Genomic DNA, 14,543 nt, shown 5'->3' on the forward strand with positions numbered 1-14,543 from the left:
GTCAGGAGTTTTTGTTCACAGATTCTAAAAACAACACTTTATGAGGAGCCAGTTTTTCCTTGAGCTTTTGCAATCCGGTGCTGATATGTTTCTCAACCGTTTTTACCGAAACGTTCAGTGTCTCCGCTATTTCCTCATACGTGAGGCCATCTTGTTTACTGAGTATAAATACTTCCCGGCATTTATCCGGTAAACCAAGGATAGCAGACTCTAATAAATACTTTGGAAAATGCTGATCATGTATGGGATCATTCTGGTTAACCGGTAACTCCGGCACGACTCTCACAAATCTTTTAGTATCTCGTAAATAAGTAATCGATTTGTTTTTTATCGCATGAAATGCAAAGACTTCAAATGACTCGATATGATCAATCCGTTGATCCTTCCACACATTTGCAAAGAAATTTTGAACAATGTCCTTTGACTGCTCCTTATCTTTGGTAATGGTATAAGAATATTTTACCAAAGGGATAAAATGACACTCAAACAATTTCCTGAAATCTGCTATTCTTTCCATACAATTCAGACATAAGACCCATGAAGATCGCTTCTCCCTACTTTTTTTGCCGAAAAAATTTCAATCCCGCTCGAACTCACCAAAATCGCCTATTTGTAATAACCTGCAGCCCAACGTGGTGAGTCAATGATATTTAACACGACGACCATACCAATGAAAAGGCCTGTGCTACAAAGCACAGGCCCTTTCCTCGCCAAAGCTAAATCTCCTCTAAAATCTCAACCTGTATTTCGAAATACCAGGCCTTAAGGCCGGATTACCCGCAACCGCTCCTCCGCATTGACAGCATACTCATCAAGGCCCTGCCGCCACGCCTCCTCGGCGTACGCCTTCAACAACCGGTACGAGTTAGCATTCACCTGGATCGCTTCCGACAGAATGGTATAGGGGCGCGTGTCTTTCGGATTATGGCGACGGTAATAATCGGCTGCCGCCAGAATCCCCTCCTCGTAATACGGGTTATACCGGGCCAGTACTGCATAGTGCTGGCGTGCCTTGGTGGTGTCGCCGCTTGATTCGCTTAGCAGCGCGGTATAGAATATCTTTTCCAGCGGGCGACGGTAGTCGAACGTAACGCCTTTGTTGATCTGGCCGGCCAGTGCACGCAACTCGCGGCGGGCGGCGAGCATGCGAAGCTCAAATTGCTGCACGTCGTCATATAACAGGGCGTCGGTCAGCTCCAACCCGGCAATGCGTTGAAAGAGTTTTATAGCGGGTATAAATTCCTCCGCCTGGTAATAGCGGCGGCTTCTGTCTAACAGGGCTTGCGCCTTGTAGTTTGCATTCTCAAACGTATTGGCCAGCCTGTCGAACAGGGCGGAATCCGGCAGGTCTAACCGGTACCGGCAGAACTGGTACTTCTCAGCGTCGTTTAGCTCCAGGGCGTATTGTACAGGCAACACCAGGATCTTCTGGATGCTGGCGGCAATGGCGCGCTGGTTCTCGTCCGGGCCGGTAGACACAACGTACCACGCGGCCAACGCTTCGGGACTACGCGCTTCGGTCAATGCAATGGCATTATAAAACTTGGCGTCTTTGTAATCGTAGGTATCGGCATACGTAAAATAGCTGGAAGCACGCTCCGGATCGCCCTGATCCAGTGCCCACAGGCCCATGATGTAGTTAAACTTGCCCTGGTGGGCCTGGCTGAGGTATACCTGCTCGGCCAACAGCTGCAGCGCCTGCGCCACATTGCCCTGGTGATAATACCCATACGATAGCGTTGCTTTTAACGCTTCGCTATACGAAGCATTAACCGAATCGGCCGCGAGGCGATAGGCGGCATTCAGGAACGTAGTATCCAGCGACCGCACGTGGTATAATATATAGTTGTTCAACAGCGTCGCCGTTTGAAGATTCAGCACCGTATTCGCCAGGGGGCGGATGTCTTGCCGCAGGGTGTCGCGGTAGAGTGATGCGAGCGCCAACGCATTGGCCTGCGTGCTGGGTGCCTTGGCACCAAACGCGCTAAGCGTAGAGTCGGTCTTAAAGAATGGAATGCGCTCGGCAGCGACCAGGGCAAAGAAGTTGGTCTCCGCGGCGTCTTTTGACACGGCTTTTTCTTTCGCCCGGCTCAGGTATACCAGCGACGAATCGATGTTGTGCGTCGCCGTATACGCACGCCCCAGGTTGTTTAAGATCGGTCCGGAGTTGGCGAACTGCCTGTGTGCGAGCCGTAAAGACTCGATGGCCCCAAATGTATCGCCTTGCCACGAAAGCAAGTTGGCGGCATTTGCCAGCGAGTACGGCGTGGGATTCACCAGGTTGGCAGCGGCGTAGTGCTGTTGCGCACCTTCAAAGTCCAGCTGTGCGGCCTTCATTGTGCCCAGCGCATAGTGGGCGCGGTTGCTGTACGGGGCATAGTGGCTGGACTGCTCGTAAAACGATTGGGCATACTGCTCGTTGCCTAGCTGTGCGTACAAGTCACCCGTGGCATTGTAAAAACCCGCCATGCCGTTGTATATATACGCATGCCAGTCGGACACAAAGACAAATCCGAGCATGGCGATGGTTCCGGCCAACCGGTAGGTGAAATACGGCATGCGGTTAGGCGTGTACAGTACCTTGTACACCTGCATGCTGCGGGCCATCATCAGAATAAAGTTCGAGAAGATATAGGTCACAAAAATGACTCCATACGCGGTGTGGCTAAAAATGATCGCATCGCCTACGATCTCCAGTGCCGGGCCGTTGGCATTACCCAGCAGCTGACCCACGGTGGCAAAACAGATCGCACCCAGCGCGAGATAGAAATACGCACCGGCAGGCCGGAACGCGATGATGTCCGCATAGATCGGCTCGCGGTGGCGAAAGCCCCAGATACCCAGCACGGCCGACACGGTCAAAAGCAGGTACAGGTTGATGTATACAAAATTCCAATCGATCAGCTCCAACCGGTGCATACACGTTATAACCAGGTTGGCAAAATAGATCAGGCTGATGATACAGAAATGGCGCAGGCTTTTGGAAGAGCCCCCGCTGGTGATGGCCAGGAATCCTGCAAAGATTTCGTGGGCCACGAGTATAATAAACAACACCGACAGCACCAGCGCGGGGGCATAGGCCGTTACCGCCAGGTGATGAAACGGTTGCTCCACAGACGACAGCATAGCCACCAAACCTCCCAGCACCGCCGTGACGGCGGCAAACACCAGCAACCGTAGGCCTGGCGAGATATGCGCGGCAAACCTTGCAAAGTAAAATGCCGGCACGGTATATACGATCAGCACAACCACGATGGGAATCCGATTATACTGCCCCATCAGTCCGAGCACCTCCAATCGTAGCGCGACCAGGAGTAAAATAAAAATACCCATAGCCATCAGGAACCAGAAACGCTCCATCGTACTGATAACGGTGATCAACACGGTCAGGCCAATGGCCAGCACGGCCAGGAAAATGTACGACGCCGTCGTGTTAGGAGTCAGCATGCTGCCGTTGAAGTAGTCAAAGACAACATAGCTCTCGGCGGGCACCTGCAGTTGAAACGGCCCCAGGCGGAAAATATGTACGTTGGTCTCGACGACCTTTTGCTCTTGTACATTGTCCCACGTCAGTATGCCGTCCAGGCCCTGAAAGTAGGAAAACCACAAAAAGGTCAGCGAGGCAAAGAAAAGCAACGCGGCCCCATACCATAAGCGACGTTCGCCACGGGGCCATAGTTTCCAGAAAAAGCGGGATTGCATGTAGCGGGGTTATTCCAGTACCTTGGGTACGCGGAAGTAATCGGAGTCTTTTTTGGGAGCGTTGCGCAGGGCACGCTCGTGGCTGAGATGTTCTTTTACCTCGTCCTCGCGCAGTACGTTAATCTCGTGGCTCATCGTCGTGAGCGGTTCCACGCCTTCCGTATCGACCTCTTTTAGTTTTTCTACCCAGTCAACGATGGCCGTCATGTCCTGCATCATCTTGGCAGCGTCTTTCTCATCAAATTCGAGACGGGACAGGTGAGCGATTTTATCCAATAGTGCGCGGTCGATCTTCATAGTTGTGAACGTTTGTGGGCTGCAAAGCAGTGGTCTTTCCCTGCAACTGCTGTCGCAGCTCGGCGGCAATGACGGCAAATGTTCGTTCACGAAGCGTACCGATGTCCTCTACCGTCAGACCGGTGGTTTCGATCGGCTCGTGAAAGATCACGTGCAGCGGATGCCATCGCAGCAGGAATTGATCCGGCGGCAAAATTATCCAATTGTATGGAATCGTGACAGGCACGATGGGAATTTGTTTCTCGATGGCTACCCGGAATGCGCCATCCTTAAAACGCGCCAGAACGGGCTCCTTGAGCGTGATAATCCCCCCTTCCGGAAAGATTACCAGGCTTTTACCTTCGTCTATCGCCTCCAGCGACCGTTTCATGGAGGTGTACCGGCTGCGCATGCTCTGGCGGTCGACCGTGATGTGCAGCCGCTCGTACATGTAGCCAAACACAGGTATTTTGCTAATGCCACTCTTGCCCACAAAAATGGCATTCAGGTAGTTGAGGCCCATGGCGGGAATGTCGATGTACGAAAAATGGTTGGGGCAGAAAACATACTGGCGTTTCGGGTCCAGCGGCTGCCGGTACACCATCCGGTAGGGCATGCCAATAAAAAGAAACATCAGCCGCGCCCACCATCGGTTAAAGACCCCCACCAGCCGGAACGCGCGGGGGAATAGTATCGGGATTGCCAGCAATGGGCAAATGAGCGCGAACAGCACTGAAAAAACCAGTACACCATATACGGTATGTGCCCACCGGACTACTTTCATACGTACTTACGAAGATAACACATTCAAGCCATTTGAATGATACACCGCTCGGCCCGCAGCATCTCCGTCGCCTGACTGAGGTCTACGGTGGACTTGGCGTCGTGCATCTCCTCCTTCATTTTCTGGCGGATCTCTTTCATGCGCATCGCCTCGATAAACCGACGCACCTGTTCGCCATCCTCCAGGATCAGCGGTGGTACCGTTACGGGCTTGTCGTTGTCACCCTTGGCCACCATGGTGAAGTACGACGAATTGGTATGCTTGACCGTACCCAGTTTGACATTCTGCGACTCTACGCGTATTCCTACGATCATCGACGAGTTGCCCACATAGTTTACCGATGCGTGCAGCGAAACGAGCTCGCCTACCTCTACGGGTTGTAAGAACTCCACCTTGTCGACGGTAACCGTCACGCAGTACGTGCCCGCATGGCGGCTGGCGCAGGCGTAGGCCACCTTGTCCATGAGTGAAAGTAAAATGCCTCCGTGGATCTTGCCGCCAAAGTTGGCGTACGCGGGGATCATCAGCTCGGTAATCGTGGTTTGAGAAACCCGTACAGCTTTGCCTGTCATAGTCACAAATGATTCGGTAGGTATAGAAATGAAATTAGTAAATTCTTACGGTATACGGCGCATCGCCCAACGCAGCCGGATGAACAGGGCCGTCGCGGTGAGCGTCAGCCCCACCACCAGTCCCCACCAGATGCCGACCGGTCCGACGCCTGCGCGAAAACCCAGCCAGTACCCCAACGGTAACCCGATGGCCCAGTACGACAGGAAGATAAACAGCGACGGAATCTTTACATCTTGCAGACCACGCAACGCCGAAGCGCAGACCACCTGCATGCCATCGGAAAGTTGAAATACGCCCGCGATGATCAGCAACGTAGCCGCCAGCGGCACGACGTTGGCATCGCGTACATACCAGGTGGGCAGCACCTCGTGGAACACCACAAAGATCACCGCGCAGATACTCATAAACGCCATCGCCATGGCAATCAGCGTGTACGTCGCCCGGCGCATATTGATGCCGTCCCCGCGCCCGAGGTAATAGCCCACGCGCACGGTGGCCGCGGCGCCCAGGCCGGCAGTAGTCATGTAGCTGAGCGATGCCAGGTTGAGGGCGATTTGGTGTGCGGCTTGCACACGTGCGCCAAACCACCCCATCATGACCAGCGAAAAGTCAAACGCGGCCGCCTCGAAAATAAACTGCACGCCGCTGGGTATGCCGATGCCCAGCAGCCGGCGGAACAGCGGACGTGAATATGCGCCTGTGCCAAAACCGGCGCGGAAGCCGCGAAAGAAAGGCAGCGCATATACCAGCGCGGCCATGGCCAATGCCATAAATACGCGCGATGTAAACGTAGCCCACGCCGCACCGGTAAGGCCCAGCGCCGGCATACCGTAGTGCCCATAAATAAAAACATAATTCAGCAGCACATTCAGCGCGTTGGCCGCCACCATGACAATGAGCGCCACACGTGTGTTGGACATACCCTCTGCAAATTGTTTGAAGGTCTGAAAGATCATGATGGGCACCAGTGACCAGGCCACAATGTCGAGGAAGGGCAACGCTTGCGCTATCACAGCATTCGATTGCCCCATATAATACAAAGCATGTTTACCGATGGACACCACGCCCACCAGCACGAGCGCATTCAGCATATTCACCACCAGGCCGTGTCGCAGTACCGCCGCGATGGTGGTATTGTCGCCGGCACCGTGCGCGGCGGCAACGAGTGGCGTCATGGCAAACGACACGCCAATGCCGAACAACATAAAGACGTTAAAGACAACCAGCGCGAGCCCGGCGGCGGCCAGCGACTCTGCGCCCAGGTGGCCGACCATCATGGTGTCGGTTACGCCCATGAGTACGTGCCCGAGGTTGCTCAGCATCACTGGCAACGCCAGGATAAGGTTTTCCCGGAAGTGCGCGCGTAAGGTCATGCCAGCCCCTTTGTGCGGGCCAGTGCCAGCAGACCGACCATGCTCATGCTGTCGGTTATCTCACTGCGCATGACCATATCAACAGCTTCTTTTAGCGGCAACCGGCGCACTTGCAAATCAGCTTCGCTTTCTTCCAATGCCCGGGGGCCGGCCTCCAGCTCTTCGGCCAGAAAGATAAATCCCCCTTCATCGGTCACGGAATTGGATGTGTGCACTTTCACCAACAACGACCACTTGCGGGCGATGAGCCCCGTTTCTTCCCGCAGCTCGCGCTGCGCGGCGACGAGCGGGTCTTCGCCGGCCGGTGCGCCTCCTTCGGGAATCTCCCAGTGAAATTCTTCCAGCGTGTAGCGGAATTGTCCAACCAGCCACGTGTAGCCTTCGGCGTCCAACGCTACAACGCCAATGGCAATATTTTTAAAATGTACCTTGCCATAAATGCCGCGGCCGCCGCCGGGGTTTATGACCTGGTACTCGGTTACGTTGATCCACGGGTTGTCATATTTTTCTGCGCCCGACAACGTTGTCCAGGGGTTTGCACGCTTCTCTGCCATAAAAAACTCGTAGCCGGCAATATATCACATTTTTTCTGCGCCCGACTTTCCTTATTTTTACCCCGCTCATGTTACTCGCCTCCTTTTCCGACGACCATATTGAAGCTGGCTGCGATGAAGCCGGACGCGGCTGCCTGGCAGGGCCGGTCGTGGCGGCCGCCGTCGTACTCCCAAAAAAATACAAACATCCGCTGCTAAACGATTCCAAACAGCTTGGTAAAGCGGAACGCGAGCTGTTGCGCATCGATGTGCAGCGCGATGCCCTGGCGTGGGCTGTCGCAGAAATCAGCAACGAAGAAATCGACACCATCAACATTCTGAACGCGTCGTTCAAAGCCATGCACCACGCCATCGCACGGCTCACGGTTACACCTACGTTGCTGCTCATTGACGGCAACCGGTTTGTGCCGTACCTGGACATCCGTCACGAATGCATCATTAAAGGCGACGGCAAATATTTGGCCATCGCGGCAGCCTCGATTCTGGCTAAAACCTATCGCGACGACCTCATGACATCCCTGGCTGCGCACTATCCCGGTTATAGCTGGGAAACCAATGCCGGCTATCCCACCGATGCACACCGCAATGGCATTCGCGCGCAGGGCATCACCCCGTATCATCGCAAATCCTTTACACTTCTTCCCGAGCAACTCGAGTTGTTTTGAGGCCGTTCGCGCCGGCCACCACTTTCCGGTGAGGACCGGTCTGAACCGTGGAGGCACGTCTATCAACCTTTCATCCTGAAAACAATTCCTCCACCCACCCGGATACTTCTATATTGAATGCCAACAACCCTCGTCATGAAAAGAATTTTACTCATACTGCTGTTGCTTCCCGCTGTGCACACACGTGCACAAACGGTTCCACCCGCATATGCCGAAGCCATCAAACTGCTTGACTTTTGGTTTGATGCGCAAACTGATTACGACAGGCTGCCCGGCATTTCAGTAGGCATTGTAAAAGATCAGGAACTGCTTTGGAGCAAAGGCTATGGCAAAGCGGATATAGCCAAAAAGATTCCCGCCGACGCCAGTACACTTTATAGCATCTGTTCTATTTCCAAGTTGTTTACCTCTGTGGCGGTATTGCAACTGCGCGACGCCGGCAAGCTGCGCCTCGATGACGACGTGGCGTCGCTCCTGCCGTGGTTCTCCATCAAACAAGCACATCCGGGCAGCGCGCCCATCACTGTACGCACATTGCTTACCCACTCTTCCGGCTTGCCACGCGAGATCGATTTTCCGTATTGGACCGAAAACAACTTTCCTTCGAAAGAACAGGTCGTCGAGAAAATAAAACAACAGCAAACACTTTATCCGGCGTCGACATATTTTCAATACAGCAACCTCGGCATTTCATTGCTGGGCTATATCGTTGAAGAGGTAAGTGGTATGTCGTATACACAGTACGTGGAAGAACACATTTTGCGGCCGCTCAAGTTGCTTCATACGCATACGACGTTTCCCACAGGGGAAACAGAAAAGGTCGCGGGCGGTTATAGTGAATTAAGCCGCAAAGGCGAGCGCCGGCCGATACCGCGGTTTGACACCAAAGGCATTACGCCCGCGGCGGGATATACTTCTACCGTAGAAGACCTGGCACGCTTTGCGTCGTGGCAATTCCGGTTGCTGGAAAAAAATGACGGCACCGAAATATTGCGCGCATCCACCCTCCGGGAAATGCAGCAAGTGCAATACATGGACCCCAATTGGAAAACAAGCTGGGGCCTTGGTTTCAAGATCACCCACACCGACAACAAAACCTTTGTGAGCCACAGCGGTTATTGTCCCGGCTACCAAAGCCTCATCATTCTCAGTCCGCAAGACAAGCTTGCGTTTATTGTATTGATCAATGCCATCGGCACCGACCCGAATAAATATTATGAAGGCATGCGCGCCATGCTGGCCAAAGCATGCGAAGACAAACCCTCCGACAAAGTGGATGCTTCGTTGGTGCCGTTCTGCGGACTCTACGGCGGTCAGCCGTGGGGCTCGGAGCTTGCGGTATCGACCTGGGGTGATAAGCTTGCCACCATGTTCCTGCCGGCGGACAATCCTAAACATGCGCTGATCCTATGGAAACGTACACAAGACAATACATTCCGCCGCATTCGCGACGACGGCGAGCTGGGCGAAGAGCTATATTTTGAACGCGATAAAGACGGACGGATCCAAAAGCTTTGGTGGAATAGCAATTACCGGTATCGGCTCAAGTAAGCTATCTTTGCACCATGTGTCTCGCATTCTTTGCGGTGGGCATCCACCCAACCTATAAGCTTGTTGTCGCCACCAACCGCGACGAATTCTATCAACGCAAAACGGAGGACGCCCACTTTTGGGCAGATCATCCCGCACTTGTCGGCGGCCGCGACCTGGAGGGGGGCGGCACGTGGATGGGCATGACACGCAGCGGTCGCATCAGTCTGCTGACCAACTACCGCGACCCGCTGCACATCGACCCGCAAGCGCCCACGCGCGGCGCATTGGTGTCAGACTATCTCATCGGCGCGGAATCACCCGACGCCTACCTGCAACGCATCGCGCAGAACGGCAAACGATATAATGGCTTTAACCTGGTGATGGGCCACCCAGACCAGCTTTGGTATTACTCAAACTATAAAGAAGGCGTGGATAAATTGCCGCCGGGGTTCTACGGCCTCAGCAACCACTTGCTGGAAACACCGTGGCCGAAAGTCGTACGCGGCAAAGAAAAGATCAAACCCCTGCTGCTACAACAGACCCTCCAACCCGACGAGCTGTTCACGGCGCTCTATGACGAACACCGCGCACCGAAAGACGCACTGCCCGATACAGGCCTCACGCTCGACCGCGAGGAAGCCTTGTCGTCGATGTTCATCAAGACCGGTAGTTACGGTACCCGGTGCTCGACGGTGGTATTAGTCGACCACGACAACCACGTGCGCTATACCGAACGTGTATATGACCTGAGTACGTTTGCCTACCGGCAAAACGATTTTACATTTGCGATCGATCCCAGGGGATAATGTACAATTTCGTAACCATATCCTGCGTACATTAATGCCGTTAACTGCCGGGCAGTTACACTTTGCAATGCCCAATAGATGAAAAAAAAGGATAAGACCCCGGCCCTGTTGAAATTTGTGCGTTGGGCATACCCGCGTGTTGAGAGAATTGCGCCCGGCCTTGCCCACCGCTACTTTGTGCGATTGTTCTTCCAGCCCGTGCGGTATCCGTTGCCGGAAAAAGAAAAGAAGGCCGAGTCGTTTGCGCAGCCATTCTCGTTTGAAGCCGCAAACAAACGTATTCAGGCATATGCCTGGGGCTCGGGGGGCAGTCCATACGTGCTGCTGGTGCACGGGTGGTCCGGCCGCGCCACACAATTCCGGCGTTTTATAAAACCCTTGCTGGCCAAAGGGTATAGCGTGATTGGCTTTGACGGGCCCGCGCACGGCCGCTCTCAAGGATCAAAAACCCACATCGTCGAATTTGAAGAAACACTGCAAAAGATCGTTGCGTTGAAAGGCGTACCCGACGCCGTCATCGCCCACTCCTTTGGCGGCGGTGCGGTGCTGATGGCCGCCATGCACGGCTTACCCATCAAAAAGCTCATTAACATCTCCAGCCCCACCGTCGGCGACGAGATCATCAACACCTATCTGCGCGCCATCCAGGGCTCGCCTGCTACCGGTACGTTCTTTAAGGAATATGTGTTGCGCGCCTATGGCAAGCCCTTCGACGAATTCACTGCCCTGCATTTTATCCGCCACCTGCCCACGCCGCTGTCGCTCATGCTGGTGCACGACGCCAACGACCGGGAAGTATCGCTGGCACATGCAGAGGCGCTCATACGGGTATACCCGTCGGCGAAACTGTTGCGCACGGAAGGCCTCGGCCATACCCGCATTCTAAAAGACAACGAAGTGATCCAGGCCTGTGAAACTTTTATCACCACTCCGTCGTCTCACTAAAAATATGACTTGTAATTCTGCCGTTAAATCGTCAACTAATATCCAGCATGAAGATCATTGAAACCAGCCACCTGTCCAGGATGTATAAAATGGGCAGTAACATCGTAAACGCCCTACAGGATGTGACCATTTCCATCGATAAAGGCGAATATGTGGCGTTTATGGGGCCATCCGGCTCCGGAAAGTCGACCCTGATGAACATTGTGGGGTGTCTCGATACTCCCTCCAGCGGCACTTATCGCCTCAACAACCACCCGGTAAGCGAAATGACTGAAAACCAGCTGGCCGAGGTTCGCAACAAGGAGATCGGCTTTGTGTTTCAAACCTTCAACCTGCTCCCCCGCGCGTCGGCACTGGAAAATGTGGCCCTGCCGCTGATCTATGCGGGCTACGGCAAAGCCGAACGCGAAGAACGCGCCATGGCCACCCTCGAAAGCGTAAACCTGGCCGACCGCTACCACCACAAACCCAACGAGCTCTCCGGTGGTCAGCGTCAGCGCGTCGCCATCGCCCGGGCCCTTGTCAACAACCCGTCTATTATTCTCGCCGACGAGCCCACGGGTAACCTCGATACCAAAACGTCGTACGACATCATGGACCTGTTCCAGGAGCTGCACGACCAGGGCAATACCATCATCATGGTAACACACGAAGACGACATTGCCCACTATGCCCACCGCATCATACGCCTGCGCGACGGGCTCATTGAATGGGATAAAAAGAACGATGCCATCAACCGCCGGCCGGCCGTCGCCCACGCATGAAAATCTATACCAAAACGGGCGACCAGGGCACTACCGCCTTGTTCGGCGGAAAGCGTGTTTCCAAAGACGACCTCCGCATTGATACCTATGGCACCATCGACGAGCTGAATTCATGGATCGGCCTCGTCCGCGACCAGGAAGTAAACCGGCCACGCCACGCCGCACTCGTCGAAATACAAGACCGCCTTTTTACCATTGGCTCCATTCTGGCCACCGAGCCCGGTAACACTAAAGTAAAGATCCCCGCACTGTCGGAAGCTGACACACAGCAACTGGAAAAAGAAATTGACACGATGGAGGCAGGACTTCCGCCATTGCGCTTTTTTGTATTGCCCGGTGGGCACCAGGCCGTATCGTTTTGCCACCTCGCCCGCACGGTCTGCCGTCGCGCCGAGCGCCTGGCCATTAGTTTGCACCACGCAGAAGGTGTACCATCGGAAGTAATAAAGTACCTGAACAGGCTTTCGGACTATCTCTTTGTACTGTCACGTCAGATGACGCAGGACCTGAACGCGCCCGAAACACCCTGGAAACCCCGCATGTAAGATCAATGCGGAACAGACGGCGGAAACAACAATATACCGCACGTAAAGTTCAGCACGCTGAGTGTGGCATCGATCAGAAAGATCCCCAACATGGGCCCCTTCCATACGGGCCACAGGTAACGTTCCCCCCGCGCCTGGCGAATGGCCAGCTGCAAATTAAAATAGAACTGGCTGCCGTGCGCCACACCAAAGATCATCAGCGGTATCACCACCTGCAGAGGAACGTGCCACAGCTCGGGATGCAGCACTAATAACAGCGAATACAACGCCAGCGCCAGATTCATGCCGCCGAGAAACCGCAGGGAGTGAATTAACACCGCAAAAGAAGCTTCATACCGGTCCCGCCAGGGCACCAACAGCCGCGCTGCACGCTGCGGCCGGATGCTGAAAAACCAAAACGCAACAGCAAACCAAACGGTATTGAGGGCCAGAACAATCATTAAAAAAAGGTCCATGCCGGTATAGTGTGGGGTAATGGTAAGGGACAAAGAAACGCAAATCCCAAATCATTTTTGGGGAAATGTTATGTTTACCCCTACAATTGTTATTTTACAAGCCTTGGATCAAGCAACGCAATACACGTATAACCCAGCTCTATATACCTGTAAACAAGGTTGGCCCGGTACCCCTATCGACGGGACAGGCCGGTTCATGAACCACGAATACCCCTATATACCGGCATTGTCGAATGTATTAAAATGGAAGTTTGGTCCTAAACCGCAACAGCAAGAGAAGCAAGCTGACACCTTCCGGCTTAAGATTCAACACGACACCCGTTTCATACATGATACAACCGACTGCATCGTCTGGCTTGGACATGCCTCTTTTTTTATACGGCTGGCCGGTATAAACATCCTGATCGACCCGGTATTTTACGATATACCCCTCACCCACCGCTATACGCCTGCCCCGTTTACACCTGAAATGTTACCGCCCCTGGACTACCTGCTCATCTCGCATGACCACCGCGACCATTGTCAGGAGGAGTCTATCCGACGCATCCGGGCCCTGCATCCCTCAGCGGCCATCCTTACCGGCCTGCAGATGGAAAAGCTGTTACGGCCCTGGGCAGGACGAAGACCCATCCAGATGGCGGGTTGGTATCAACAGTATCTGACAAGCCCTGCCGTGAATATATACTTCCTGCCTACACGCCATTGGGCGAAGCGCGGCATCCGCGACACGAATAAACGGCTCTGGGGCGCATTTGTATTACAAAGCGAGCATCATACACTATACTTTAGCGGCGATACGGGCTATGGTAGTCACTTTGCCGATGCGCGGGTGGTGTTTCCAGGTATTGATATCGCGATTATCGGTATAGGGGCGTATAAGCCGGAGTGGTTTATGCACCCGGTGCATATTTCGCCAGGCGATGCAGTGCGGGCGTTTCACGATTTGGGGGCGAAGGTGTTGGTGCCGATGCATTATGGAACGTTTAATTTGAGTGATGAGCCGATTGGAGAGCCTGTGCGGGTGTTGAGGGAGTTGGAGAAGGAAGGTAAAATACAGGGAGTGTTGAAGATATTGGATCTGGGAGAGAACTATACAGCATGACTATATGAAAAAGGAAATACGCGTACGTTGTTGGATTGATCTCGATGGCGAAAAATTCTTTGGCCCCGGTCGGGCTGAGTTGCTCGAGCTTATTCAGGAGTCGGGTTCGATTGCACAGGCCGCACGGCAAATGGGCATGTCTTACAAGAAGGCATGGGTCATGGTGGATGAGATGAACACCCGTGGACGCAAGCCTTTTGTGGTGACGCAAAAAGGTGGCCAGCAAGGTGGCTACGCCGAGGTTACGGAGACTGGCCGCAAAGTGGTGGCAGCTTACCAAAAAATGAGTAAACAGTTGCAAGCCATCGTTGACAAAAACAAAGACCTGCTGAAACTGCTCTAGGCCGCCGATCGGTAGAAACCCGGCGCTGGTCACCGGCGAACCGAACATTCATAGTTCTTTCTCCCCTTACAAAATCTGTTTGTAATTCTTTCGTATCTTTCGATATGTACGTCCATACATATC

The 14,543-nt window shown here is 53.8% G+C and carries 16 protein-coding genes; 8 read left to right on the plus strand and 8 right to left on the minus strand.

Going from position 1 to position 14,543, the window contains the following annotated elements; all coding sequences use genetic code 11:
* Position 1: 1 nt before the first annotated feature.
* The 7 genes from KK062_RS20215 to KK062_RS20245 all read right to left on the minus strand — a co-directional run bounded on the left by KK062_RS20215 (position 2) and on the right by KK062_RS20245 (position 7,262).
* The gene (locus KK062_RS20215) at positions 2–517 is read right to left on the minus strand and encodes an RNA polymerase sigma factor (RefSeq protein ID WP_254086162.1); all 516 of its coding nucleotides are present in this window, start codon (positions 515–517) and stop codon (positions 2–4) included.
* 245 nt (positions 518–762) lie between these two features.
* Positions 763–3,702, minus strand: coding sequence for a tetratricopeptide repeat protein (locus KK062_RS20220; RefSeq protein ID WP_254086163.1), 2,940 nt, complete (start codon positions 3,700–3,702; stop codon positions 763–765).
* 9 nt (positions 3,703–3,711) lie between these two features.
* A complete protein-coding gene (gene gatC, locus KK062_RS20225; protein ID WP_254086164.1) occupies positions 3,712–3,999 on the minus strand; it encodes an Asp-tRNA(Asn)/Glu-tRNA(Gln) amidotransferase subunit GatC in 288 nt (95 codons plus the stop codon).
* Positions 3,971–4,762: a lysophospholipid acyltransferase family protein gene (locus KK062_RS20230; protein WP_254086165.1), complete on the minus strand. Its 792-nt coding sequence runs from the start codon at positions 4,760–4,762 to the stop codon at positions 3,971–3,973. The genes gatC and KK062_RS20230 overlap by 29 nt, the downstream gene beginning before the upstream one ends.
* Before the next feature lie 23 nt (positions 4,763–4,785).
* Entirely contained in the window at positions 4,786–5,334 is a 549-nt protein-coding gene (locus tag KK062_RS20235) for an acyl-CoA thioesterase (RefSeq protein ID WP_254086166.1), read from the minus strand.
* Between the two features lie 45 nt (positions 5,335–5,379).
* Positions 5,380–6,708 carry an MATE family efflux transporter gene (locus tag KK062_RS20240; RefSeq protein WP_254086167.1) on the minus strand — a complete coding sequence of 443 codons (1,329 nt, stop codon included), beginning with the start codon at positions 6,706–6,708 and terminating at the stop codon, positions 5,380–5,382.
* Entirely contained in the window at positions 6,705–7,262 is a 558-nt protein-coding gene (locus KK062_RS20245; protein WP_254086168.1) for an NUDIX domain-containing protein, read from the minus strand. Before KK062_RS20245 ends, KK062_RS20240 begins: the two co-directional genes overlap by 4 nt.
* 68 nt (positions 7,263–7,330) lie before the next feature.
* Here KK062_RS20245 and rnhB point away from each other — a divergent pair, with 68 nt between their 5' ends.
* From rnhB to KK062_RS20275, 6 genes are all read left to right on the plus strand, one after another.
* Entirely contained in the window at positions 7,331–7,927 is a 597-nt protein-coding gene (gene rnhB / locus KK062_RS20250) for a ribonuclease HII (protein ID WP_254086169.1), read from the plus strand.
* Positions 7,928–8,062: 135 nt separating this feature from the next.
* On the plus strand, positions 8,063–9,478 hold the full coding sequence (locus KK062_RS20255; RefSeq protein ID WP_254086170.1) for a serine hydrolase domain-containing protein: 1,416 nt from the start codon (positions 8,063–8,065) through the stop codon (positions 9,476–9,478).
* 14 nt (positions 9,479–9,492) lie between these two features.
* On the plus strand, positions 9,493–10,266 hold the full coding sequence (locus tag KK062_RS20260) for an NRDE family protein (RefSeq protein ID WP_254086171.1): 774 nt from the start codon (positions 9,493–9,495) through the stop codon (positions 10,264–10,266).
* 78 nt (positions 10,267–10,344) lie between these two features.
* Positions 10,345–11,211, plus strand: a complete 867-nt coding sequence (locus KK062_RS20265) for an alpha/beta hydrolase (RefSeq protein ID WP_254086172.1) — start codon at positions 10,345–10,347, stop codon at positions 11,209–11,211.
* Positions 11,212–11,258: 47 nt separating this feature from the next.
* A complete protein-coding gene (locus KK062_RS20270; RefSeq protein WP_262899275.1) occupies positions 11,259–11,975 on the plus strand; it encodes an ABC transporter ATP-binding protein in 717 nt (238 codons plus the stop codon).
* Entirely contained in the window at positions 11,972–12,520 is a 549-nt protein-coding gene (locus KK062_RS20275) for a cob(I)yrinic acid a,c-diamide adenosyltransferase (RefSeq protein ID WP_254086173.1), read from the plus strand. Before KK062_RS20270 ends, KK062_RS20275 begins: the two co-directional genes overlap by 4 nt.
* Positions 12,521–12,522: 2 nt before the next feature.
* Here KK062_RS20275 and KK062_RS20280 read toward each other — a convergent pair whose 3' ends face one another.
* Positions 12,523–12,975, minus strand: a complete 453-nt coding sequence (locus tag KK062_RS20280) for a hypothetical protein (protein WP_254086174.1) — start codon at positions 12,973–12,975, stop codon at positions 12,523–12,525.
* A gap of 196 nt (positions 12,976–13,171) precedes the next feature.
* Between KK062_RS20280 and KK062_RS20285 the strand changes: the two genes are divergently transcribed.
* On the plus strand, positions 13,172–14,077 hold the full coding sequence (locus tag KK062_RS20285) for an MBL fold metallo-hydrolase (protein ID WP_254086175.1): 906 nt from the start codon (positions 13,172–13,174) through the stop codon (positions 14,075–14,077).
* Between the two features lie 4 nt (positions 14,078–14,081).
* Positions 14,082–14,420: a winged helix-turn-helix domain-containing protein gene (locus KK062_RS20290; protein WP_254086176.1), complete on the plus strand. Its 339-nt coding sequence runs from the start codon at positions 14,082–14,084 to the stop codon at positions 14,418–14,420.
* Positions 14,421–14,543: the final 123 nt, after the last annotated feature.

The sequence above is a fragment of the Dawidia cretensis genome, assembly GCF_018598175.1.
Classification (GTDB): domain Bacteria; phylum Bacteroidota; class Bacteroidia; order Cytophagales; family Cyclobacteriaceae; genus Ohtaekwangia; species Ohtaekwangia cretensis.

Excerpts from the sequence above, each read along its gene's own strand:
- KK062_RS20215 (WP_254086162.1), bottom strand. The coding sequence starts at position 517 with ATGGAAAGAATAGCAGATTTCAGGAAATTGTTTGAGTGTCATTTTATC.
- KK062_RS20220 (WP_254086163.1), bottom strand. The coding sequence starts at position 3,702 with ATGCAATCCCGCTTTTTCTGGAAACTATGGCCCCGTGGCGAACGTCGC.
- gatC (WP_254086164.1), bottom strand. The coding sequence starts at position 3,999 with ATGAAGATCGACCGCGCACTATTGGATAAAATCGCTCACCTGTCCCGT.
- KK062_RS20230 (WP_254086165.1), bottom strand. The coding sequence starts at position 4,762 with ATGAAAGTAGTCCGGTGGGCACATACCGTATATGGTGTACTGGTTTTT.
- KK062_RS20235 (WP_254086166.1), bottom strand. The coding sequence starts at position 5,334 with ATGACAGGCAAAGCTGTACGGGTTTCTCAAACCACGATTACCGAGCTG.
- KK062_RS20240 (WP_254086167.1), bottom strand. The coding sequence starts at position 6,708 with ATGACCTTACGCGCGCACTTCCGGGAAAACCTTATCCTGGCGTTGCCA.
- KK062_RS20245 (WP_254086168.1), bottom strand. The coding sequence starts at position 7,262 with ATGGCAGAGAAGCGTGCAAACCCCTGGACAACGTTGTCGGGCGCAGAA.
- rnhB (WP_254086169.1), top strand. The coding sequence starts at position 7,331 with ATGTTACTCGCCTCCTTTTCCGACGACCATATTGAAGCTGGCTGCGAT.
- KK062_RS20255 (WP_254086170.1), top strand. The coding sequence starts at position 8,063 with ATGAAAAGAATTTTACTCATACTGCTGTTGCTTCCCGCTGTGCACACA.
- KK062_RS20260 (WP_254086171.1), top strand. The coding sequence starts at position 9,493 with ATGTGTCTCGCATTCTTTGCGGTGGGCATCCACCCAACCTATAAGCTT.
- KK062_RS20265 (WP_254086172.1), top strand. The coding sequence starts at position 10,345 with ATGAAAAAAAAGGATAAGACCCCGGCCCTGTTGAAATTTGTGCGTTGG.
- KK062_RS20270 (WP_262899275.1), top strand. The coding sequence starts at position 11,259 with ATGAAGATCATTGAAACCAGCCACCTGTCCAGGATGTATAAAATGGGC.
- KK062_RS20275 (WP_254086173.1), top strand. The coding sequence starts at position 11,972 with ATGAAAATCTATACCAAAACGGGCGACCAGGGCACTACCGCCTTGTTC.
- KK062_RS20280 (WP_254086174.1), bottom strand. The coding sequence starts at position 12,975 with ATGGACCTTTTTTTAATGATTGTTCTGGCCCTCAATACCGTTTGGTTT.
- KK062_RS20285 (WP_254086175.1), top strand. The coding sequence starts at position 13,172 with ATGAACCACGAATACCCCTATATACCGGCATTGTCGAATGTATTAAAA.
- KK062_RS20290 (WP_254086176.1), top strand. The coding sequence starts at position 14,082 with ATGAAAAAGGAAATACGCGTACGTTGTTGGATTGATCTCGATGGCGAA.